Source organism: Streptomyces sp. O3, from assembly GCF_054788135.1.
The window spans coordinates 1-21,436 of the sequence record NZ_JBTVYK010000066.1; the positions used below are offsets into that span (position 1 = coordinate 1).

21 protein-coding genes are annotated in these 21,436 nt (G+C 72.5%); 9 read left to right on the forward strand and 12 right to left on the reverse strand.

Features of this window, described 5'->3' with window-relative positions; translation table 11 throughout:
- Together ACX6XY_RS26200 and ACX6XY_RS26205 are read right to left on the reverse strand one after the other, a co-directional pair.
- Nucleotides 1-960: serine/threonine-protein kinase (locus ACX6XY_RS26200; protein ID WP_460335783.1), on the reverse strand; the 960-nt coding region annotated here is incomplete at its 3' end.
- A gap of 227 nt (nt 961-1,187) precedes the next feature.
- Nucleotides 1,188-1,988 (reverse strand): VOC family protein, encoded by an 801-nt coding sequence (locus ACX6XY_RS26205; protein WP_460335693.1) that lies wholly within the window; start codon nt 1,986-1,988, stop codon nt 1,188-1,190.
- 154 nt (nt 1,989-2,142) lie between these two features.
- Between ACX6XY_RS26205 and ACX6XY_RS26210 the strand changes: the two genes are divergently transcribed.
- Nucleotides 2,143-2,790, forward strand: a complete 648-nt coding sequence (locus ACX6XY_RS26210; RefSeq protein WP_460335696.1) for a TetR family transcriptional regulator — start codon at nt 2,143-2,145, stop codon at nt 2,788-2,790.
- A gap of 172 nt (nt 2,791-2,962) precedes the next feature.
- On the opposite strand, the gene ACX6XY_RS26215 is transcribed toward ACX6XY_RS26210, so the two are convergent.
- Nucleotides 2,963-3,445, reverse strand: coding sequence for a nitroreductase family deazaflavin-dependent oxidoreductase (locus ACX6XY_RS26215; protein ID WP_460335699.1), 483 nt, complete (start codon nt 3,443-3,445; stop codon nt 2,963-2,965).
- Complete coding sequence (locus tag ACX6XY_RS26220) at nt 3,445-4,650, reverse strand: acyl-CoA dehydrogenase family protein (protein ID WP_460335702.1); 1,206 nt, start codon at nt 4,648-4,650, stop codon at nt 3,445-3,447. The genes ACX6XY_RS26215 and ACX6XY_RS26220 overlap by 1 nt, the downstream gene beginning before the upstream one ends.
- Nucleotides 4,651-4,761: 111 nt before the next feature.
- Between ACX6XY_RS26220 and ACX6XY_RS26225 the strand changes: the two genes are divergently transcribed.
- A complete protein-coding gene (locus tag ACX6XY_RS26225; RefSeq protein WP_460335705.1) occupies nt 4,762-6,018 on the forward strand; it encodes an acetyl-CoA acetyltransferase in 1,257 nt (418 codons plus the stop codon).
- A 48-nt stretch (nt 6,019-6,066) separates the two neighbouring features.
- Here ACX6XY_RS26225 and ACX6XY_RS26230 read toward each other — a convergent pair whose 3' ends face one another.
- Nucleotides 6,067-6,222: a PIN domain-containing protein gene (locus tag ACX6XY_RS26230; RefSeq protein ID WP_460335708.1), complete on the reverse strand. Its 156-nt coding sequence runs from the start codon at nt 6,220-6,222 to the stop codon at nt 6,067-6,069.
- A gap of 187 nt (nt 6,223-6,409) precedes the next feature.
- On the opposite strand from ACX6XY_RS26230, the gene ACX6XY_RS26235 reads away from it, so the two are divergent.
- Entirely contained in the window at nt 6,410-8,821 is a 2,412-nt protein-coding gene (locus ACX6XY_RS26235; protein WP_460335711.1) for a bifunctional serine/threonine-protein kinase/ABC transporter substrate-binding protein, read from the forward strand.
- On the opposite strand, the gene ACX6XY_RS26240 is transcribed toward ACX6XY_RS26235, so the two are convergent.
- Nucleotides 8,812-9,054 carry a DUF397 domain-containing protein gene (locus ACX6XY_RS26240; protein WP_460335714.1) on the reverse strand — a complete coding sequence of 81 codons (243 nt, stop codon included), beginning with the start codon at nt 9,052-9,054 and terminating at the stop codon, nt 8,812-8,814. The two genes, ACX6XY_RS26235 and ACX6XY_RS26240, sit on opposite strands and share 10 nt — an antisense overlap.
- Complete coding sequence (locus ACX6XY_RS26245) at nt 9,051-9,878, reverse strand: helix-turn-helix domain-containing protein (protein ID WP_460335717.1); 828 nt, start codon at nt 9,876-9,878, stop codon at nt 9,051-9,053. Before ACX6XY_RS26245 ends, ACX6XY_RS26240 begins: the two co-directional genes overlap by 4 nt.
- A gap of 84 nt (nt 9,879-9,962) precedes the next feature.
- Between ACX6XY_RS26245 and ACX6XY_RS26250 the strand changes: the two genes are divergently transcribed.
- Together ACX6XY_RS26250 and ACX6XY_RS26255 are read left to right on the forward strand one after the other, a co-directional pair.
- Nucleotides 9,963-10,382, forward strand: a complete 420-nt coding sequence (locus ACX6XY_RS26250; RefSeq protein WP_460335720.1) for a hypothetical protein — start codon at nt 9,963-9,965, stop codon at nt 10,380-10,382.
- Nucleotides 10,383-10,392: 10 nt separating this feature from the next.
- Nucleotides 10,393-11,142, forward strand: coding sequence for a pyridoxine/pyridoxamine 5'-phosphate oxidase (locus ACX6XY_RS26255; RefSeq protein WP_460335723.1), 750 nt, complete (start codon nt 10,393-10,395; stop codon nt 11,140-11,142).
- A 27-nt stretch (nt 11,143-11,169) separates the two neighbouring features.
- On the opposite strand, the gene ACX6XY_RS26260 is transcribed toward ACX6XY_RS26255, so the two are convergent.
- From ACX6XY_RS26260 to ACX6XY_RS26270, 3 genes are all read right to left on the reverse strand, one after another.
- The gene (locus ACX6XY_RS26260; protein ID WP_460335726.1) at nt 11,170-11,799 is read right to left on the reverse strand and encodes a GNAT family N-acetyltransferase; all 630 of its coding nucleotides are present in this window, start codon (nt 11,797-11,799) and stop codon (nt 11,170-11,172) included.
- Between the two features lie 68 nt (nt 11,800-11,867).
- Nucleotides 11,868-12,335 carry a Zn-ribbon domain-containing OB-fold protein gene (locus tag ACX6XY_RS26265; RefSeq protein ID WP_460335729.1) on the reverse strand — a complete coding sequence of 156 codons (468 nt, stop codon included), beginning with the start codon at nt 12,333-12,335 and terminating at the stop codon, nt 11,868-11,870.
- Nucleotides 12,335-12,784: a DoxX family protein gene (locus tag ACX6XY_RS26270; protein ID WP_460335732.1), complete on the reverse strand. Its 450-nt coding sequence runs from the start codon at nt 12,782-12,784 to the stop codon at nt 12,335-12,337. The genes ACX6XY_RS26265 and ACX6XY_RS26270 overlap by 1 nt, the downstream gene beginning before the upstream one ends.
- A gap of 164 nt (nt 12,785-12,948) precedes the next feature.
- On the opposite strand from ACX6XY_RS26270, the gene ACX6XY_RS26275 reads away from it, so the two are divergent.
- The 4 genes from ACX6XY_RS26275 to ACX6XY_RS26290 all read left to right on the forward strand — a co-directional run bounded on the left by ACX6XY_RS26275 (nt 12,949) and on the right by ACX6XY_RS26290 (nt 18,347).
- Nucleotides 12,949-14,265 (forward strand): flavin-containing monooxygenase, encoded by a 1,317-nt coding sequence (locus ACX6XY_RS26275; RefSeq protein WP_460335735.1) that lies wholly within the window; start codon nt 12,949-12,951, stop codon nt 14,263-14,265.
- Between the two features lie 155 nt (nt 14,266-14,420).
- Complete coding sequence (locus ACX6XY_RS26280) at nt 14,421-16,676, forward strand: acetate--CoA ligase family protein (protein WP_460335738.1); 2,256 nt, start codon at nt 14,421-14,423, stop codon at nt 16,674-16,676.
- A gap of 121 nt (nt 16,677-16,797) precedes the next feature.
- Complete coding sequence (locus ACX6XY_RS26285; protein WP_460335785.1) at nt 16,798-17,655, forward strand: enoyl-CoA hydratase/isomerase family protein; 858 nt, start codon at nt 16,798-16,800, stop codon at nt 17,653-17,655.
- Nucleotides 17,656-17,696: 41 nt separating this feature from the next.
- The gene (locus ACX6XY_RS26290; RefSeq protein WP_460335741.1) at nt 17,697-18,347 is read left to right on the forward strand and encodes a flavin reductase family protein; all 651 of its coding nucleotides are present in this window, start codon (nt 17,697-17,699) and stop codon (nt 18,345-18,347) included.
- Between the two features lie 100 nt (nt 18,348-18,447).
- On the opposite strand, the gene ACX6XY_RS26295 is transcribed toward ACX6XY_RS26290, so the two are convergent.
- Nucleotides 18,448-19,938 (reverse strand): hypothetical protein, encoded by a 1,491-nt coding sequence (locus ACX6XY_RS26295; protein ID WP_460335744.1) that lies wholly within the window; start codon nt 19,936-19,938, stop codon nt 18,448-18,450.
- 180 nt (nt 19,939-20,118) lie between these two features.
- Nucleotides 20,119-21,411: an MFS transporter gene (locus ACX6XY_RS26300; protein ID WP_460335788.1), complete on the reverse strand. Its 1,293-nt coding sequence runs from the start codon at nt 21,409-21,411 to the stop codon at nt 20,119-20,121.
- Nucleotides 21,412-21,436 lie beyond the last annotated feature (25 nt).

Below are 21,436 nucleotides of genomic sequence, written 5' to 3' on the forward strand. Positions count from 1 at the left end.
CTGATGCAGCGCAGCGCGGCCGTCGCCGAAGGCCCCGTACGCGACGAACTCCTCGACGCGCTCCTGGACGCCCCGGCGCGCCTCGATCATCGCCACCGAGCGCTCCGGCAGCCAGGCCGACGCCGTACCGCTGTCGTCCGAGCCCGCGGCGAACAGGTGCGGCGCGAGCTGCGCCTGTAGGTCAGCGGGGCTGGGCCGCCGCGTCGCTTCCATGTGCATGAGGTCCTCGATGAGCGGCCGCAGCTCATCGGGCAGGCCCTCCAGGTCGGGGCCCTCGCGCAGCAGCATGAAGACCGTCTCGACGGGGTTGGCGCCGTGGAAGGGCGCGTGTCCGGTCGCCGCGAAGACCAGGGTCGAGCCGAGCGAGAAGACGTCGCTCGCGCCGGTCACGCTGCGCGAGTCCTTCGCCTGCTCGGGCGACATGTACGCGGGCGTGCCGACGGCCACGTTGGTCATGGTCAGCCGGGTGTTGGACACGCCGGACGCGATGCCGAAGTCGATGACGCGCGGCCCGTCCTCGACGACGAGGACATTGGACGGCTTGAGGTCGCGGTGCACCAGACCCGCGCCGTGGATGGACTGCAGCGCCTCGGCGATCCCGGCCGCCAGCCAGCGCACCGCCTTGGCCGGGAGCGGCCCGCACTCGTTCACTATCTCCTCGAGCGAGGGCGCGGGTACGTACGCGGTGGCCAGCCAGGGCACCGCGGCGCGCGGGTCGGCGTCCACCACGGCGGCGGTGTAGAAGCCGGAGACCGCCCTGGCCGCCTCTACCTCGCGGGTGAAGCGGACGCGGAACAGCTGGTCCTCGGCGAGCTCGGTCCTGACCGTCTTGATCGCCACGCGTCGGCCGGACGCCGAACGCGCGAGATAGACCAGACCCATGCCGCCGGCACCGAGCCGACTCAGGACCTCGAACGGCCCGATCCGCCGCGGATCGTGCTGCGTCAGCTGTTCCATCACCTTGCCTGCCACCTCCCCGTACCAGACCGCGCGGGACCGCGCGAGGTCGTGTGAGTCCGCACCGTACGGCCTCGGCACACGGCCATCGGTCAGCGTCTCACCGCCGCGCCGCGACGGCGGCACGCACCCTGATTCTTCCTGTCCGGGGCAACGGTTGCGAACCCGAGGACGAATCGGGGTGTCTCGCCCGCAACCGCCGATAAACGGGCAAACCCGGCGATAGCCCTTCAGTCCTGGAGGACGGCGAAGGCCGCACCCTGATTGTCCACCAGCGCGGCCATCCGCCCATACGGAATATCGAAGGGCTCGGCCGTGACCCGCCCGCCGAGCCGCCGCGCGTCGGCCGCCGCGGCGTCGCAGTCGGCGACGGTGAAGTAGGTCAGGAAGTGCGCGGGCATCTCGGCCGGGAAGGTCCCGGTGACCACCGCCCGGCCGCCGATCGCGGTGTCCGGGCCCGGCTCCGCGCCGGGCGGCGACCAGGTGCGGTAGTCGGCGCCCGCGTCCTGGAGGTCGAACCCGCCGAAGCCGAACACGCCCTCGTAGAAGGGGTCCACCAGGGCCGGGTCCCGCGAGTACACCTCTGTCCAGCAGAAGGACCCCGGCTCGCCCTTCCTCTCGAAGCCCGGACGGCCGCCGCTCTGCCAGAGCCCGAACACCGCCCCTTCCGGGTCGGCGGCCAGCGCCATCGCCCCGGCGGGCCCGACCGGCATCGGCTCCCTCACCAGCTGCCCGCCCGCGTCCCTGATCCTGGCCCCGAGCGCGCGCACGTCGGGCGTGGCGAAGTACACCGTCCACACGGTGGGCATCCGCCCGTCCCGCTTGGGCGCGAGCGCAGCGACCGCCTTCCCCTCGCGGCAGGCCAGCGCGTAGCTCCCGTACGCGCTGGTGTCCGTGTCGAAGGTCCAGCCGAACAGCTCCCCGTAGAAGCGCTTGCCCGCCTCGACGTCGGGCAGCTGCGCGTCCACCCAGCAGGGAGTCCCCTCGGGGTACCCCCCGGCCGCGCCCGCGGGCGCGTCTGCGTCGGCCATGGGCCTGGTCCTTCCCGTACGGCGGGGCTCTGCGCTGCCCGGCACACACTCAACGTAACGGGATCTCACGGACCACGCAGGCCGGGTCACGGGCCCCACACCCGTTTGCAGTCGGCCGAATCGCGCCCCGATCACCCCTCGGTAAGCTGACGACATGACAGGACAGGTACGTACGGTCGACGGCCGGGTCGCCGGTCGGCGCGGCCAGGCGACGCGGCAGAAGCTGCTCGACTGCCTCAGCGAAATGCTCAGTTCGTCCCCCTACCGGGACGTCAAGGTCATCGATGTGGCCCGGAAGGCCGGAACCTCGCCCGCGACCTTCTATCAGTACTTTCCGGACGTCGAGGGCGCGGTCCTGGAGATCGCCGAGCAAATGGCGGCGGAAGGCGCGGGGTTGACGGAGGTCGTGACCGGCCGCGCCTGGGTCGGCAAGTCCGGCTGGCAGGCGGCGCAGGACCTGGTCGACGGGTTCCTCGACTTCTGGCGCAAGAACGAGGCGATCCTGCGGGTGGTCGACCTGGGCGCCGCCGAGGGCGACAAGCGCTTCTACAAGATCCGCATGAAGGTCCTGAACTCGGTCACCAACTCCCTTACCGACACGGTCAAGGAGCTCCAGGCCAAGGGCAAGGTCGACAAGGAGGTCAGCGCGGCGGCGATGTCCGGCTCGCTGGTCGCGATGCTCGCGGCGGTCGCGTCGCACCAGAAGGGCTTTCAGACCTGGGGCGTGAAGCAGGCCGAACTCAAACCGAACCTGGCACTGTTGGTACATCTGGGGATCACGGGGCGCAAGCCGACGAAGTAGGCGGCGGCGCAGCCCACCGGCGTCCCGCCCTAACCCGTCCCGCCCCTGATCCGTACCCCGTACCGCCCTTGACCCGTACCGTCCCGTCCTGTCCGTCGATGCCGACGGCGGCCGCCTCGCGGTGGCCGCCGTCGGCATCCGGCGTGTGAGGGGCCCGTTCACCCGGCCGGATTCACCCTCGCCGCTCCAGGCGGAACAGCCGGATCTCGCGGGACACCCGTGCCTGGTACGTCGCGTACGGCGGCCAGAACTCCAGCACCGCCGCCCACGCCGCCGCCCGCTCGTCCCCCGTCAGCAACCGGGCCCGCACCGGAATGTCCGTCCCCCGCCAGCTCACCTCCGCCTCCGGATGCGCCAGCAGGTTCGCGGTCCAGGCGGGATGTCCTGGCCGCCCGAAGTTGGACCCGACCAGCACCCATGTCCCGGACGCCTCCTCCGGCACGCAGGCCAGCGGCGTACGCCGCGGCAGCCCGCTTCTCGCCCCGCGCGCCGTGAGCACGACCCCCGGCAGCATCCGCGCGCTCGGCAGCACCCTGCCCCGCGTCAGCCGGTGCACCAGCCGGTCCATCGCGGGCACGCAATGCGGCGCGACCTTCGCGAACACTCGCGTGGACGACACCCACCGCACCACCCGCAGTCCGACCGACGCCGCCATCAGGCCGTCACGCCCTCGACGGCACCGGACCGGCCGTCGGCGAAGAGGCCCGCGCCCTCCGCCGCACACGCACGCAACCGGTGCGCGGGACCGAACAGCAGCTCGTCCCCCGCCGCCCGCTTCAGATACAGATGCGCCTCGTGTTCCCAGGTGAACCCGATCCCCCCGTGCAACTGCACCGCCTCCGCCGCGGCCGTGCGCAGGGCCTCCAGCGCCTGGGCCAGCGCGAGCCCGGCCGCGCCGGTGTCCCACGCCGCGTAGTACGCCGCCGAGCGCGCCGCCCGCACCGCCGTGTACACATCGGCCAGCCGGTGCTTGACGGCCTGGAAAGACCCGATCGCCCGCCCGAACTGCTCCCGCTGCCGTACGTACTCGACGGTCCGCTCCAGCGCCCGGTCCGCCGCACCCACCGCCTCCGCCGCGAGCACCGCGGCCGCCGTGCGGCCGGTCGCGGCCAGCGCGTCCGCCACCGCGTCCGCGTCGTCCGCCCCGAGCAACTCCGCTTTTGTGTCCCGCAGTTCGATCCGGGCCTGCGGCCGGGTCTCGTCCAGCGTGGTCTGCCGCACCGCCGTGACCCCGGCCGCGGACGCCCGTACGAGGAACAGGAGCGTCCGGGACCTGGCGTACCCCCCGGTGTGCGCGGCCACGACCAGCAGCCCCGCCCGGTGCCCGTCGAGCACCTGCCCGGCCTGCCCGTACAGCGCCCAGCCGCCCTCGCCGTGCCGGGCCTGCACGCCCCCGGCCCGCCCGCCACCGGCCCAGTCTCCGGCGGCGGGACCCGCGCCGCCCCCGGAGAGGCCGAGCGCGGCGGCGAGCGCCGCGCCCGGCACCGCCAGGGCCCCGGTCAGCTTCCCCGACGCGAGCGCGGACAGCAGCTCCCGCCGCTGCGCCCGAGTCCCGAGCCGGGCGAGCGGCGGCGCGGTCAGCGCGGCCGTGGCGAGCAGCGGCGATGGCAGCAGCGCGCGGCCGGTCTCCTCGCAGGCCAGGGCGAGTTCGGTCACCGAGCAGCCCACGCCGCCGAACTCCTCGGGCAGCGCGAGCCCCGGCAGCCCCAGCTCACGCGACAGGGCCAGCCACAGCTTCTCGTCGTACCCCGCGGCGGTGCGGACCGCCGCCTTGACCTCGTCCGGGCCGCAGCGCTTGGCGAGGAGTTCGCGCAGGGTGCGGCGGATCTCCCGCTGCTCGGCGGTGAAGGCGGCGTCCATCGGCGGGTCCTCCCTCGAATCTGACGGGCCGTCATGTTAGGCCGCTCACCCTCGTAAGCACAGAGCCCGTACGGGCTACCCTCGCCCATTATCTGATGTACCGTCAGTTTCATGCCGCCCTCGCCGCCAGCAGCCACAGCCGCACCCATAACCACCGCCCCAGCCGCGGCCCCAGCCGCAGCCCCCCGCGGCCCCCGTCGCCCCCGTCGCCCCCGCAAGGTCGCCGTGGCCGGGGCCGCCCTGGCCGACTGCGGCCGCGTCGACGAGGCCACCCCCTACGCCCTGCACGCCCAGGCCGCCCGCCGCGCCCTGGCCGACTCCGGCCTGGACCGGCGCGTCATCGACGGCTTCGCGTCGGCGGGCCTGGGCACGCTCGCCCCGATCGAGACGGCCGAGTATCTGGGGCTCCGCCCCACCTGGGTCGACTCGACCTCCGTAGGCGGCTCCACCTGGGAGGTCATGGCGGCCCACGCGGCCGACGCCATCGCGGCCGGGCACGCGAACGCCGTACTCCTGGTCTACGGCTCCACCGCCCGCGCCGACATCAGGGCGGGCCGCCGCACCGGCGGCCTCTCCTTCGGCGCCCGCGGCCCCCTCCAGTTCGAGACCCCCTACGGACACACCCTCATCGCCAAGTACGCGATGGCCGCCCGCCGCCATATGCACGAGTACGGCACCACCCTGGAACAGCTCGCCGAAGTCGCCATACAGGCACGGGCCAACGCCGCGCACAACCCCGAAGCGATGTTCCGCGACCCGATCACGGCCGACGACGTCCTGAGCGGCCCGATGATCGCCGACCCCTTCACCAAGCTGCACTGCTGCCTGCGCAGCGACGGCGGCGCGGCCGTGCTCCTGGTCGCCGAGGAGTACGTCGCCGACTGCGCGAAGGCTCCGGTCTGGATCCTGGGCGCGGGCGAGCACGTCTCACACACCACGATGTCCGAGTGGGACGACTTCACCGTCTCCCCCGCGGCCGTCAGCGGACGCCTCGCCTTCGAGCGCGCGGGCGTCCGCCCGGACGACATCGACATCGCCGAACTCTACGACGCCTTCACCTACATGACCCTGGTGACCCTCGAAGACCTCGGCTTCTGCGCCAAGGGCGAGGGCGGCGCCTTCGTCGAGAAGGGCCGCCTGACCCGCGGCGGCCAGCTCCCGGTGAACACCGACGGCGGCGGCCTGTCCGCCCAACACCCCGGCATGCGCGGCCTGTTCCTGCTGGTCGAGGCGGTACGGCAGCTGCGCGGCGAGGCGGGCGAGCGGCAGGTGCGCAAGGCGCGCGGACGACTGCCCGAGCTCGCGGTGGCCTCGGGCACGGGCGGCTGGTTCTGCTCGTCGGGGACGGTCGTACTCGCCAGGGGGTGACGGCGGAATGCCCGTACGGGACAAGGAGCATCAGAGTCGCACCCCGCGTCAGACGGCGACGACTTCCACGGCGCTCTCCAACCCCTTGAAGCCATCGGCGTTCCGAGTGAAGAGGGGCAGTCCCTCGGCGGACGCGATCGCCGCGATCATCAGGTCGACCCTGCGGGGACGCGGGTTCCGCTTGGCCGCGACGGTGAGCGCCACCAGCGTGCCGTATCGCGCGGCGGCGGCCGCGTCGAAGGGCGGCGGCTAGGGAACCCGCGCCACCAGCTCCTCGGTGGTCAATTCGCGCCTGCGCACCAGCGGGCGCAGCGGCTGGCAGGACCCGCGCTGAGTCGCCGCCGTTCGGCTACGCTCGAAAGAGCGCTGCGCACGGGGGACGGGGGACGTGATGCGGGGGAGTCTGCTGGACGGGCGGTACCGGCTGGAGGAGTCCGTCGGGGCCGGAGGCATGGGCGAGGTGTGGCGGGCCCGCGACGAGGAACTGGGCCGCCGGGTCGCGGTCAAGGTCTTCTCACCACCGGGCGACATCGAGGAGACCGAACGCGCCGAACTCCTCGCCCGCTTCCGGCGCGAGGCCCGTGCGGCGGCGGCCCTGAGCAGCCCGCACATCGTCACGGTCTTCGACCACGGGACGGGGCGTGCCGAGGGCGGCGACAGGACCGGCGAAAGGACCGGGCACGACGGCGGTCCCGGCGACGACACCGGCGACGCCATCCCGTACCTGGTCATGGAGCTGCTGACCGGGCGCGCCTTCCACGAAGTGCTGCGCGACGAGGGCCGGGTCGCCCTCGACACCGCGCTCGACTGGACCGGGCAGATCTGCAAGGCCCTGGAAGTCGCCCACGGCGCGGGCGTCGTCCACCGCGACATCAAGCCCGCCAACCTGATGGCGGGCGCGGACGGCACGGTCCAGGTCATGGACTTCGGCATCGCGACCTTCCTGGAGGGCGCGGAGTCGGCCTCCAGGCTGACCCGCACCGGCATGATGCCCATCGGCAGCGTGCTGTACATGGCCCCGGAGCAGTTCCGCATGGAGCGGGGCGACGGGCGGATCGACCTGTACGCGCTGGGTTGCGTGCTGTACGAACTCCTCGTCGGGCGGCCGCCGTTCGTCGGTCCGGCAGCCGGGGTGATGTACAACCACCTCAATGACACCCCACTCCGGCCGAGCCGCGCCCGCACCGAACTGGGCCCGGACGTGGACCGCCTGGTCCTGGACCTGATGGCCAAGGACCCGGAGGACCGGCCTCAGAACGCGGGGGCGGCGCTGGAGCGCGTACGGGAGATACGGGAGGTACGGGAGGCGTACGCGGAGCCGGAGCCGGAGTCAGAGCCGGAGTCTGGCCCCGAGCCCAAGCCGGAGCCAGAGTCAGAGTCAGAGCCGGAGCCCGCCTCTCCCCCGCCCCCAGTCAGGCCCCGGTACGTCCGAATCGCCCCAGTACCCGGCGCGCCACCGAAACCCGCGCCGAAACCCGTCCCCAGAGCGGGCGAGCGGTACGTCCGTACCGATCCCATCCCGGCCACCCCCACCCTCGCCTCCGTCCGGGCCCCCGTCCCGTCCCCCGACGCCCCGTCGGAAGCGCGCCGAACCGCCGTGTCGATCGCGCTGGCCCTGGCTCTGCTGGGCGGCGGGGCGTTCGTCGTCAAGAACGTCGAGCACCACTCCCGCGCATCCAGCCCCGGCGGCACGTCCTCATCGGCCACGGTCGACGACGCGGCGGACCCGTACGTCATCGCGGTCCTCACCCGCGGCAGACCGGACGCCCCGACCGGCGACCCGCTGGCGAACCGCCTGAAGGAAGCACTCGACAAGGCGCTCTCCCCGACGACCGACCCCGAGCACCTGCCCCAGGTCGTGACGGAGAAGCCCAGCAAGTACGGCAGCTCCGACACCCTGAAGGCGCTGCGCCACAAACACCCCAGGCTCCTCGCGGTGATCGGCCAGACCAACGGCTTCGACATCGGGACCGGCGCCCTGGTCCCGATCATCAGCACCTGCTACGGAGGCGTCGGCGCGCCCAGGCCCCAAGCCGACCGCCACCTCGCCATCCAGCCCGACCCGGCAGACCAGGCCGCCCAGCTGAGCAGGTACCTCGACACCCGCGTCGACGCGGACAAGCTGCTCATCCTGCCGTCCACCTCCACCAGCGCGGCGGTCGCGGAGGCACTGCACGACGCGTTCGCCGCCAAACCCGCGAACACCGTGTCCTTCGAGAACACGACCGACGCACAGAATTCCATGGACACCCGTAGGCTGCTGGCCCGGACCCGCCCGGACTCCATCGTGATCCTCGGCTCGGGGGCACAGCGGAACAGCGACTCCGCCCGCAACCTGCGCAAGGCCGGGTTCGACGGGGAGATTCTCATCTCCAACGGCGACAACGGATCACACTGCACAGTCGACGACGACGAACCCGACCCTCTCACCCCACCCGGCACGCTGCGCTTCCGACCCGTATCCCGCCAGGTCTCGCCCGCGGACTGCACGAATCAGTCGCCCGACTTCTGCCGCGAGGTGGGCGCACTGCCCGAGCGGCGGGGCGCGCTGGAGGAACTCCAGGCGACCAGGCTGCTCGCGGCGGCCCTGAAGTCGATGCCGCGGCGGTCGACGTCCTCGGTCACCAGAGCCAGAACGGAACTCTGGCGCGCCCTGAGCAGCGCCCAGGTGGACGGCCTCACCGGAACCTACTCGCCGAGCGGCGGACACTCCGCCGACGTACAGCCCCTGTGGCTCGACCGCCTCGACGAGGACGGCATGTGGCAGCAGCTCGGCCCCCTCCCCGACGCCGGTCAGCGCTGAACGGCGAGCCCCAGGAAGGCGGTCCAGGCGGCGGGAGTCGCGGTGAAGGTGGGCCCGTCCGGGACCTTTGAGTCGCGGATGTGGACGGTGTGGGGGCAGGCAGCTACCTCTACGCAGGCGCCGCCCTCGTTGCCGCTGTAGCTGGACTTGCGCCAGTCGTAGGCGACTTCGAGACACTCACCGCCCTCATTGCCGCTGTAGCTGCTCTTGAACCACGCCAGTTCGGCGTTCATAGCTGCTCCGCCATCCTCTCAATCAGTTCCGCGGACTCCCACGGCGTGAGCGCCTGGGCCCGCAGGGTGCCGAAGCGGCCGATGAGCTGATTGACCTGCTGCGGCTTGGAGATCACCGTACCGCCCGTCTGCCCCTCTTCGTAGGCCACGTTGCGGCCTTCCGGAGTGCTCAGCAGGTAGATCGGCCCCTGGAGCGCCGCGTGCACATGCCTGCCCGTGGGCATCACCTGCACCGTCATGTGGTGCATTTCCCGCATACACTCCAGTACGTGCAGGAGCTGGCCCCTCAGCACCTCACGCCCACCGATCGGCCTTTGCAGCACCGACTCCTCGATCACATAGCCGACAATCGGCAGCGGGTCGCGGCTCAACACCGCTTGGCGCTCCAGTCTCGCCACCACATTCTTCTCGATGTCGGCCTCGGTGAGCTGTGGTACTCGCGTCTCGTACAGAGCCCGGATGTAGTCCTCAGTCTGAAGAAGCCCCGGAAACAACATGCTCTCGTACGCGCTGATGCTCGCCGCAACCTTCTGCAGCCGCATCCACCCCACAAACGTGGGCGGGTACTTCTCCTCCTCCATCAGCGGAATGCAGGACTTCAGCGCGCCCCGCGCGTCCAGCACCGAGTCCGCGTCCCGCAGGAAGTCCGAGGTGGGGATGCGCTCCCCTCTCTCGTACGCGCCCGCCAGCGACTCCGAGATGAGCAGCCGCTCCGCGACGTCCTTCCGTGTGAGTCCGGCCCGCGCACGGAAGTTCTTGATCAGGTCTCCGACATGCAGCCGAGCCGGAGACGGCTGCACATTGCTGGTCTCACTCGTGGTCACAACCGCCACCACCCTCTCCACACCGCCCCGATGTGAATCGTGTACTCCTGGTCACGCTACGCAACAACCCAGATGCTCGTAGCCATGACGAGGAAAAACACCCCAGACTGGGTACCTGCCTCCGGGCTCCAACTCCGGAAGACCGGCGTCCACTTCGACGCCATCCGCGTGCGCGGCGTACGCGGTGAGGCCGTGGTGCACCACCTCGCCGCGCTCACTGAGGGCAACCCCGGCCCCGTCGTGCGGGAGATCTCCGGCGGGCGCTGGACGTACTTCCTGATCCCGCCCGGAGCGAGCCGGGGCCACGACTGGCCGCCTGGGGCGAAGTGCTTCGGGCGGACCGCGCGCGAGCAGTACATCGGGGTCCCGGCCCCGGAGGGCAACACGTACCCGCTGAGCTGGCGCTGCGGCGCGCCCGGTGAGGGAGAGTTCGTGGATCCGGCGCTGCTGTACATGGTCGTGCTGGCGCAGTTGTGCGTCGCGCCGGACCAGGAACCGGACTGAGAATGGGCCCATGACTGACCACGACCCGCAGGCCGCGGCCGCCGCCTTCCGCGACCTCCTGCGCGCGCAACGCGTATGGGACACCGAGCTGCCCGCCTTCGACCCGGACACGGCCCCCGCCGCTCCGCTCCCCCTGTTCCACCGGTGGTTCGCGGAGGCCGTGGCGGCCGGGCAGCCCGAGCCGCACGTCATGCAACTGGCGACGGCGGACCCGGCCCAGACCGGGGCGGCGGCGTCCCGCCCCGACGTACGGACCCTGATGCTGCACGACGCGGACGACCGCGGCTGGCACTTCGCCACGCACGCGGGCAGCCGCAAGGGCCGCCAGCTCGCCGCGAACCCGGCCGCCGCGCTGCACTTCTACTGGCCGACGCAGGGCCGCCAGATCCGGATACGGGGACGGGCCGCCGCCGCACCGCCCGCCGAGGGCCAGGCCGACCTGCACGCGCGGTCGACGGGCGCGCTGGCCGCGGCGCTGGTGGGCCGCCAGAGCGAGCCGCTCGCCGCACGGGAGGAGCTGGCGCGCGCGTCCGACGCGGCATGGCAACGGGCCGTGGCCGAGCCGTCCGCCCCGGTGCCGTCCTGGACGCTGTACGTGCTGGAGCCGGACGAGGTGGAGTTCTTCCAGGGCGACGCGCGGCGGCAGCACGTACGCCTGCGCTACGAGCGCACCAGAGCCGACGACACGGGCACGGGTACGGACGCAGGCGCAGGCACGGGCGCAGGCGCGGCCTGGAGCAGCAGGCTGCTGTGGCCTTGAGGGCCTGAGGCCCCGCGCACCCGTGTTCTACGGGGAGCCCTCCGCGGGGCGGGGACGGAGGCCGGGGCCGGGGTCGGTGGCCAGGCGGGCGTGGAGGTGGGCGTCGCGGAAGGCGCCGGGCCTGGCGGGGTCGGGGGCCGCGCCGCGCAGGGTGCCTTCGTACAGGTAGCCGCAGCGTTCGGCGACGCGGCAGGACAGGTCGTGGCCGATCGCGTGGTCCAGTTCGACGCGGTACAGGCCGGGTCCGGACACCGCGTCGAAGCCCCAGGCGGTGACCGCCTCCAGTGCGCGCGAGGCGATACGGCGGCCGCGCGCCTCCGGGAGCACCCAGTAGCCGACGTTCGCGGAGCGGGTGTGCGCCTGGATCGCGTTGAGCGAGACGTGGCCGAGTACGACGCCGGACGCCGCGTCGGTGACGCAGAACGGCGCGAGCTCGCCGCACGCCTGGCGTTCGGCCTGGCGCTGGAGCCTGGCGCGGGCGTCGGCGAGGGTGTCCATCGGCTGGCCCGGAGTGTTCCAGCGCCGGAACTCGGGGTCACAGAAGCCGCGCAGCAGCGCCTCGGCGTCGCCGGCGGAGTCCGGCCGCCAGGGGCGCAGGAGCAGCTCGTCGACCCGCAGTGCGAGGTGCGCCGTCCCCCGCGGCGCGTGTTCGGTCATCCCGTCATTCAATCCCGTCGCCCCGCGCGACGGCATCCCTATTCCGGTCCCGGTCCCGGTCCCGGTTCCTATTCCGGCCCCGGCCCCGGTTCCGGCCCCGGTTCCGGTTCCGGGCGGAACACCGGCACGGCGGGCGTCCCCGCCCCCGCCCCTTCCTCTCCCGTACGGAACGTGACCCGCAGCCGCATCCCGATCCGAAGGTCGCTCTCCGGGCAGTCCACGATCTCCGTCATCATCCGGGGGCCGTCGGCGAGGTCGACGACGGCCGCGACATACGGGGTGCGCGCGCCGAACGGCGGGAGGTCGTTGCGGTGGACGACGGACCAGGTGTAGAGCGTGGCCCGGCCGCTCGCCTCCGTCCACTCGCCGTCCTCGCTCCAGCAGTGCGGGCAGAACTCGCGCGGGTAGTGGTGGGCGCGGTCGCAGGCGCGGCAGCGGCGGAGCAGGAGTCGGCCGTCGTCGGCGGCGTCCCAGTAGGGGCGGGTGAAGGCGTCGGGCTCGGGGAGGTCGAAGCGGGTGGCGGCCTCGGGGGGCATCAGAAGATTCCGATCGCGTGGTCGAGTGACCAGGTCTGCCAGGACATCGCGAACAGCGCGACCAGGGAGATCAGCGCCATCATCGCGTTCTGCCCCTGCTCGGCCCAGTCGTGGATCATCAAGGTGAGGTAGAGGAGGTTCAGCAGGAGTCCGCCGACCAGGGCGATCGGGGTGAGGAAGCCGGATATCAGGCCGAGGCCCAGGGCGAGTTCGGCGTAGACGACGACGTACGCCATGGCCTTCGGGCGGGGTTCCACGATCTTCGCGAAGCCGGTCCGCACCAGGGACCACCGGTGCTTGCCCGCCACGTCCGCGGCCCAGGCGATCCCGGTGCCGCGCTGGAACCAGCCCTTCTTGTCCTTGTGTCGCCAGCTCTCCAGCCACCACAGGCCGAGCCCGATACGCAGCACCGCGAGCCACTCGGCGCCGCCGAGCCAGATCGTCTGCATGATCCCCCCTGCCTGCCTGCCTTGGCTGCCCTGCCCTGCCCACCCAATCTGACGGTACGTCAGTTCTATGGGCGGGGCGCACCGCGCGCAAGGGGTACGCGGGTATACGCCTTCCTCTCTTGACCTGACCACCTCAACGGCCATAGGCCGTTACGCTCCGGCCTATGGCCGACATCTCGCAACCTCACCCGGAACACCCCGTATACGTCATCGGCGGCGGCCCCGGCGGACTCTCCGCGGCGGCCGCGCTGCGGGCGCGCGGGGTGCGGGCCGTCGTGCTCGAGAAGTCCGACTCCGTCGGCGCCTCCTGGCGCCAGCACTACGACCGGCTCCGGCTGCACACCACCCGGCGGCTCTCCGGACTGCCCGGACTCCCCATCCCGCGTTCCTCCGGGCGGTGGGTGTCGCGGGACGACGTGGTCCGCTACCTGGAGCGGTACGCCGAGTTCCACGACCTGGAGATCGTCACCGGCGTGGAGATATCCCGGATCGACCGCGCACCCGCGGGCGACGGCTGGCTGCTGTACGGCAGCGGCGGGCGCGAGCTGACCGGCTCGGCGGTGGTGATCGCCACCGGGCACAACCGCGCCCCGCACCTCCCGGACTGGCCGGGCCGCGACGCCTTCCCCGGCCGACTGCTGCACGCCGCCGACTACCGCGACGCGGCCCCGTACGCCGGACAGGACGTCCTCGTCGTGGGCGTCGGCAACACTGGCGCGGAAATCGCCGTGGACCTGGCGGAAGGCGGCGCGAAACGGGTCCGGCTCGCGGTCCGCACCGCCCCGTACATCCTGCGGCGCTCCACGCTCGGCTGGCCCGCGCAGCGCAGCGGCGTGCTGCTCCGACGCGTCCCGGCAGGGCTGGTCGACCGGCTGAGCCGTCCGCTCGCGCGGCTCGCCTCCCCCGACCTGTCCGCGTACGGCCTGCCGCGCCCCGCCACCGGCCCCCGCGTACGGGCCAAGGCGGGCATGGCCCCGGTGCTGGACATGGGACTGGTCAAGGCGGTGCGCCAAGGCCGGATCGAGCCGGTAGCCACGATCGCCTCCTTCGAGAGCCGCACCCCCGACGACCAGGGCGACGCGCCCAGCGGCCAGGACAGCCGTCCCGGCGCGGTCGTTCTCGCGGACGGCTCGTGCGTCACCCCCGACGCGGTGATCGCGGCGACGGGTTACCGCACCGCCCTGGAGCCCCTGGTCGGCCACCTCGGCGTGCTGGACGCCCGCGGGCTCCCGGCAGCCCACGGCCGCCGCAGCCCGGCCGCCGCACCCGGCCTGTACTTCACGGGCTTCACCACCCCGATCAGTGGCGTGCTCCGCGAAATCGCCCTCGACGCCCGGAAGATCGCGAAGGCGATAGCGCGCGAGCGGGCGAAGCAGCCGAGGCAGCGGCTACGGGAGCGGGAGCGGACCCCGGAGTCCGTCCCGGCCGGATCGGCGACCGGCCCGGCCGACAGGGGCGCGGCCAAGACGCCCGTGCCGTAAGCCCGCCGCCGCACCCAGGGCATCCACACGCATTCCGCGCACGCCTGTTCCTGACGGCGCGTCAGTTCAGTAATCTGACTATGCGTCAGCTCTGTTCGCGTGTTGAACCGTTGAACAGTCAGACCGTTGACCGATACAGGAGGCGGGCGTCAGCGATGCTTGGATCGACCCACGGCACCCTCACCACCGGCTCCCGCCCGGCCCGCGTCGTGGCCTGCGGCGAGCGACCGGCACCGGCCGTGCATAGCAGTACGGCCGGTGCCGACGGCACCGGCGGGCCGACCAGCCAGGCCGCCGACCTGGACGTCAGCGGCCGCCCGCTGCACGCCGACGTGCCTGACCTGGACCGCTTCTTCCGCCCCGAGTCGGTGGCCGTGATCGGCGCGTCGGACGCCGAAGGCCGTCCGAACACCGGCGTCACCCGGCAGCTGCTGGCCTGGGCCGAGCGGGTCGGCGCCCGCCTGCACCCGGTGCACCCCACCCGTCAGTCCGTCTTCGGCATACCCTGCGCTCCCTCCGTCGCGGACCTGCCGGAGCAGGTCGATCTCGCCGTGCTGCTGGTCGGGGACCCCCTTCCGGTGATCGAGGAACTGGCCGAAGCCAAGGTCAGGTTCGCGGTCGCCTTCGCCTCCGGCTTCGCCGAGACGGGGGACGAGGGCGCCCTCGCCCAGACCCGCCTCGCCGCCGCCGTCGAGCGCTCCGGGCTGCGGCTGCTCGGCCCCAACACCAACCTCAACGCCTTCGAGACGTTCCGGGACGACCTGGCGGGTCCCGCGATCGCGCTGATCACCCAGTCAGGGCACCAGGGCCGCCCGGTCTTCGCGATGCAGGAGCTGGGCGTGCGCCTGTCCCACTGGGCGCCCACGGGCAACGAGGCCGACCTGGAGACCGCCGACTTCCTCTCCTACTTCGCCGAACAGCCCGAGGTCGGCGCCATCGCCTGCTATGTGGAAGGCCTCAAGGACGGACGCTCCTTTCTGCTCGCCGCCGACCGCGCCGCCCGGCGCGGCGTCCCGGTGGTCGCGGTCAAGGTCGGCCGCACCGAGACCGGCGCCCGTACGGCCGCGTCCCACACCGGCAAGCTGACCGGCGCCGACGCGGTGGTGGACGCGGCGATGCGGCAGTACGGCGTGGTCCGCGTGGACGGCCTGGACGAACTCCAGGACACCGCGGCCCTGCTGGCCAGGGCCCGCCCCCCACGGGCCGACGGCGTCGCGGTGTATTCGATCTCGGGCGGCACGGGCGCGCACTTCGCGGACCTGGCCACCGAGGCCGGGCTCAGCCTGCCGACCCTGCCCGCCGCCAAGCAGGACGAGCTCCACCAGTGGATCCCGGAGTATCTGAACGTCGCCAACCCCGTCGACAACGGCGGCCACCCGGTGGGCGACTGGCGCGGCCGCAGGATCATCGACGCGATCCTCGCCGACCCGTCGGTGGGCGTGCTGGTCTGCCCGATCACCGGCCCCTTCCCGCCGATGAGCGACAAGCTCGCGCAGGACCTGGTGGACGCGGCGGAGCAGACGGACAAACTGGTGTGCGTGGTGTGGGGCTCGCCCGTCGGCACCGAGGACGCCTACCGCCGTACCCTGCTCGGCTCGTCCCGCGTCGCCACCTTCCGGACCTTCACGAACTGCATCACCGCCGTGCGCGCCTATCTGGACCACCACCGTTTCACGGCCGCCTATCGCTCGCCCTTCGACGAGGCCCCGCGCACCCCGTCCCCCTCCTTCCGCAAGGTGCGGGACCTGATGCGACCGGGCCAGCAGCTGAGCGAACACGCGGCCAAGCAGCTGCTGCGCGCGTACGGCATACGGGTCCCGCGCGAGCAGCTGGTGACCAGCGCGGCGGCGGCGGTCCGGGCCGCGGGCCTGGTCGGCTACCCCGTCGTCATGAAGGCGTCCGGCGCGCGGCTCGCCCACAAGACCGAACTCGGCCTGGTCAAGGTCGGCCTGACCTCGGCCAGCCAGGTGCGGGACGCCTATCGGGAGCTGACCGAGATCGCCCGCTACGAGGGCGTCGACCTGGACGGCGTCCTGGTGTGCCAGATGGTCGAGCGGGGTGTGGAGATGGTCGTCGGCGTCACGCGGGACCGGCTGTTCGGCCCGACGGTGACGGTCGGCATCGGCGGAGTGCTGGTCGAGGTGCTGCGGGACACGGCCGTACGGGTGCCGCCCTTCGGCGAGGACCAGGCGCGGGCGATGCTCGGCGAACTGCGCGGGCGGGCCCTGCTGGACGGGGTCCGCGGGGCGCCTCCGGTCGATGTCGAGGCGCTGGTCGAGGTCGTGCTGCGGGTCCAGCGGATGGCGCTCGAACTGGACGACGAGCTGGCCGAGCTCGACGTCAACCCGCTGATGGTGCTGCCACGCGGGCAGGGCGCGGTGGCCCTGGACGCGCTCGCGGTGTGCCGCTGACCCCGGCCCTGGCCGTGCCCCCGGCCCTGACCCTGGCCCCGGCCCCGGCCCCGCCCTCGTCGGCCTGCCCGCCCACGCCCAAGCCCGTACGCGCACGAAACGGAGCCACTCACGCATGCCCATGACGCCCTCCCCCGCTGAGCCTCGCGACTCGGACAGTGCGGCCGCCAGTCCGGCCGCCGCTGCTGATTCATTGGTACTGCACGCCACTGACAACGGCGTCTCGTGGATCACCCTCAACCGCCCCGACGCCATGAACGCCGTCACCTGGGACCAGCGGGAACGCCTCATCGCACTGCTCGCCGAAGCTTCCGCGGACCCCGGCATCCGCGCTGTCGTGATCACCGCGACGGGAAAAGCGTTCTGCGCCGGTGCCGATCTCCGGGGGACGCCCGCGCCCGCGCCCGCCGAACGCGCCCCCGGCGACGTCGCCCGCACCATCCGCCAGGGCGCTCAGCGCCTCATCGCCGCGGTACTGGACTGCGAGAAGCCGGTTGTCGCCGCCGTGAACGGCACCGCCGCCGGAATCGGCGCTCACCTCGCCTTCGCCTGCGATCTCGTCATCGCCGCCGAGCAGGCCAGGTTCATCGAGGTCTTCGTACGCCGCGGACTCGTCCCGGACGGCGGCGGCGCGTATCTGCTGCCCCGCCTGATCGGTCCGCAGCGCGCCAAGGAGCTGATGTTCTTCGGGGACTCCGTCCCGGCCGTGGAAGCCGAGCGGCTCGGCCTGGTCAACCGGGTCGTGCCCGACGAGGACTTGGAGAAGACCGCCCGCGCGTGGGCCGAGCGGCTCGCCCAAGGTCCCACCCGCGCCCTCGCGATGACCAAGCAACTGGTCAACGCCTCGCTGGACGCGGACCGAACCACCGCGTTCGCGGCCGAGGCGGCGGCGCAGGAGATCAACATGGCCACGCGGGACGCCAACGAAGGCGTCACGAGCTTCGTGGAACGCCGCAGCCCCCGATACAGCGGCCGCTAGGCTTCCTATCTGACGGTACGTCAGCTCTAATGAACAGCGTGATGGGACACGCAGGGATGGCCGCCACCGCCGTCCGCTACCTCAGGTCAGTCGGCGCGCCCACCGTCGCCGAGCCGGTCAAGCCGGTCAGGCCGGTCGAACCGCTCCCGCGCCCCGAACTGCGCGCGGTCGGCGACGACGAGCGACTGCCGCTGGACCCCGGCGAATTCCGCCGGGTGCTGGGGCACTTCGCCACCGGCGTCACGGTCATCACCGCGTCCGGCGGCCCAACCGGTCCCGCCGGTTTCGCCGGTTTCGCCTGCCAGTCGTTCAGCTCGCTCTCGCTCGACCCGCCCCTGGTCGCCTTCATGGTCGCGCGTACGTCGACCACCTGGCCCCGCATCGCCCGTGCCGGAGCCTTCTGCGTGAACATCCTCGGCACCGAACAGGAGGAACTGTGCCGGGCGTTCGCCGTGAGCGGGGCGGGCGCGGACAAGTTCGCGGGCGTACGGTACGACGCCGCGCCGGTGTCGGGTTCGCCGCGCCTCGCGGGCGCGGACGCCTGGGTCGACTGCACGATCCACGCCGTACACACGGGGGGCGACCACCTGATCGTGGTCGGCCGGGTGCACGCGCTGGGCACGGCACCGGACGGCGACGCGAACTCGCCGCTGCTGTTCCACCGGGGGCAGTTCAGGCAACTCGCGGACTAGAGGACTCAGGTCGTGCCGTCCGCCCGCCCAGCGAACGGACGGGCGGACGGGCGGACGGGCGGACGGGCGGACGGCACGACATCACCGCGCACGCCCTGTGTCAGGGGCAGGTGACGAGGACGACGGAGAGGGCGTTGCAGGTGACGGACGCCGTGTCGTTGGCGGGGTTGGGATCGATGGGCGCTGAGTCGGTGCGCGACGCGGACACCTCGACCGGCCCGAGAGTCAGCAGGTGCAGTGGGACGCGGAAGGACCTGGTCGCGCTCGCGCCGTCGGCGATGGTCCCGTATTCGCAGGTCACCGTGGTGCCGTCGGCGGTGCACCCGGAGGCGAGGTGGCTGGCCTCGGCGCCCGGCGGGAGCTTCGCGGTGAGGGTCGCGGACGTGACGGCGCTGGGACCGGTGTTGTGCGCGGTGAGGTCGTAGGACAGGTACGGCACCAGGAGGCCCAGGCGCGGCTGAGCGGTGAGACCGACGTCGATGTCCGCCCTCGCCGGTGACGGCGTGGCGGCGAAGGCCAGGCCGTACGGGCCGGTGAAGTCGGCGATCGTGGCCGTGACCTCGTTGGTCCCGGTGTCGATCACCGATACGGTGCCGCTGTCCAGGTTGGTCGCGTAGACGGCCGTGCCGGACGGGGCGGCCTCGACTCGGGCCGGACTGTCGCCGACGGGAACGGTCGCCGTCACGGTCCCGCTCGCCGTCTCGATCACCTTCACGTCGTCGCTGCCCCGGTCGGCGACGTACGCGCGCGTGCCCGACGCGTCGAACACGACGCTGTTCGGGGAGGTCCCGACCACGATGGTGTCGCTGACCGCGTTCGTCGCGGTGTCGATCACCGAGACCGTGTTCCCGCCGCTGTTGGCGACATAGGCGACGGCCCCGGAGGGGCTGACCGCCACACCGGCGGGGGATGCCCCGACCGGAACGGTGTCGGTCACCGTGTTGGTCTCGGTGTCGACCACCGAGACCGTGGCCTCGTTGCTGTTGGTCACGTACGCGGTGGCGCCCGACGGGGTGATCGTCACACCATTCGGGGAGTTCCCCACCGGGATGGCGGCGCTGACCTTGTTGGTCGCGGTGTCGATCACCGAGACCGTCGTCCCGCCGCTGTTCGCGACGTAGGCGCGGGTTCCGGACGGCGTGAAGGCCACGTTGAGGGGGTTGCTGCCGACGGGGATGGTCGCGGTGACCTCATTGGTGTCCGTGTTGATCGCCGAGACCGTGGCTTCGTTGAAGTTGGTCGCGTAGGCGTGCCCGTGGGCCGGGTTGACCGCCACGCCGACGGGTCTCCTGCCGACCGTGATGCTGTCGGTGATGGTGTTCGTACTGGTGTCGACCACCGAGACGGTGTCGCTGTAGAAGTTGGCCACGTACGCCGTCGGTCCCGTGGCGTCCTGCGGTTCCGTGGCGGCCTGCGCGGGTCCGGGAAAGGCCGTTAAGCCCGTCGCGGCGAGAGCGCCGCCGACGACGAGAGAGGTCAGCCGCCTCCTCCGGGCGGCCGAGGGCGACCTGCCTGGCGTACGGCGTCCGACGCCTCCGGCGAGCCTGGACGGCCTGGACGGCCTGGACGGTCTGAAGAGTGCAGGGATCAAAGGACCTCCCCCTTCAACGTGTCCGCACCCTGACGGCGGGACCGAAAGGACCCCAGGGGACCGGCAGCCGTGCGGTCGTGCAGCCATGCGGGGCGTGCGGTCTTACGGACGTACGAGTCGTGCGGACGCGCGGCCTTCACGGACGCCCGGCGACACCACCCGAATCATTCCACTCCACCCTCAACTCAGCGACACATCTTCGCTGTTGACCGATTCCGGCCTACGTCTGATCACCAGGGCCATCAATGCCGCCGCCGCGCACAGCGCGCCGGACGCGAACCAGACCACGTCGTACGACCCGAACGCGTCCCGCGCCACCCCGCCCAGGAACGCCACCAGCGCCGCGCCCACCTGGTGCGAGGCCAGCACCCACCCGAACACGATCGCGCTGTCCTCCCCGTAGTGCTCGCGGCACAGGGCGATGGTGGGCGGCACGGTGGCGATCCAGTCCAGGCCGTAGAAGACGATGAAGAAGATCATCGGCGGCCGGACTTCGGGCGCGAGCAGCATCGGCAGCAGAAGCAGCGAGACCCCGCGCAGGGCGTAGTACACGGCGAGCAGGCGGCGCGGGTCGTAGCGGTCGGTCAGCCAGCCGGAGCCGATCGTGCCGATGATGTCGAAGACGCCGATCACCGCGAGCAGCGACGCGGCGGCCGTGATCTGCATGCCGTGGTCGTGGGCGGCCGGGACGAAGTGGGTGCGGATCAGCCCGTTCGTGGAAGCGCCGCAGATCGCGAAGGAGCCGCAGAGCAGCCAGAAGGGGCCGGTCTTCGACGCCTCGGCCAGGACGCGCAGGGCACGCCGGGCCGCGCCGCGCTGGGGTGCGGGCTTCTCGACGTACTCCCCACCGTACGGGGCGAGGCCGACATCGGCCGGGTGGTCGCGCAGCAGCAGCCAGACGAAGGGGACGACGGCCAGCGCGGCGAGCGCGACCGTGACGGACGCGGGCCGCCAGCCGTGCTCCTCGACGATCCAGGCGCACAGCGGGAGGAAGACCAGCTGCCCGGACGCGCCAGCGGCGGTCAGGACGCCGGTGACCAGGCCGCGCCGCGCGACGAACCAGCGGTTGGTGACCGTCGCCGAGAACGCCAGGGCCATCGAGCCGGTGCCGAGGCCGACCAGGACGCCCCAGTAGAGCATCAGCTGCCAGCTGGCGGTCATGAACACACTGAGCAGCGAGCCCGCGGCGATCATGGTCAGCGCCGCCGCGACGACCCTCCGGATGCCGAAGCGGTCCATCAGGGCGGCGGCGAACGGCGCGGTGAGCCCGTACAGCGCCATGGTGACCGAGATCGCGAAGCCGATCTCGCCGCGCGACCAGGCGAACTCCTCGTGCAGCGGCTCGATCAGCACGCCGGGGAGCGCGTTGAAGGCGGCTCCGCCGATGATCGTCACGAAGGCGACGCCCGCGACGATCCACGCCCGGTGGATACGCGGCCGCTTGCGCGGCGGCTTACGCGAGAGCGACCCCAGGGCGGGGACGGAAGCCGAGGCGGAG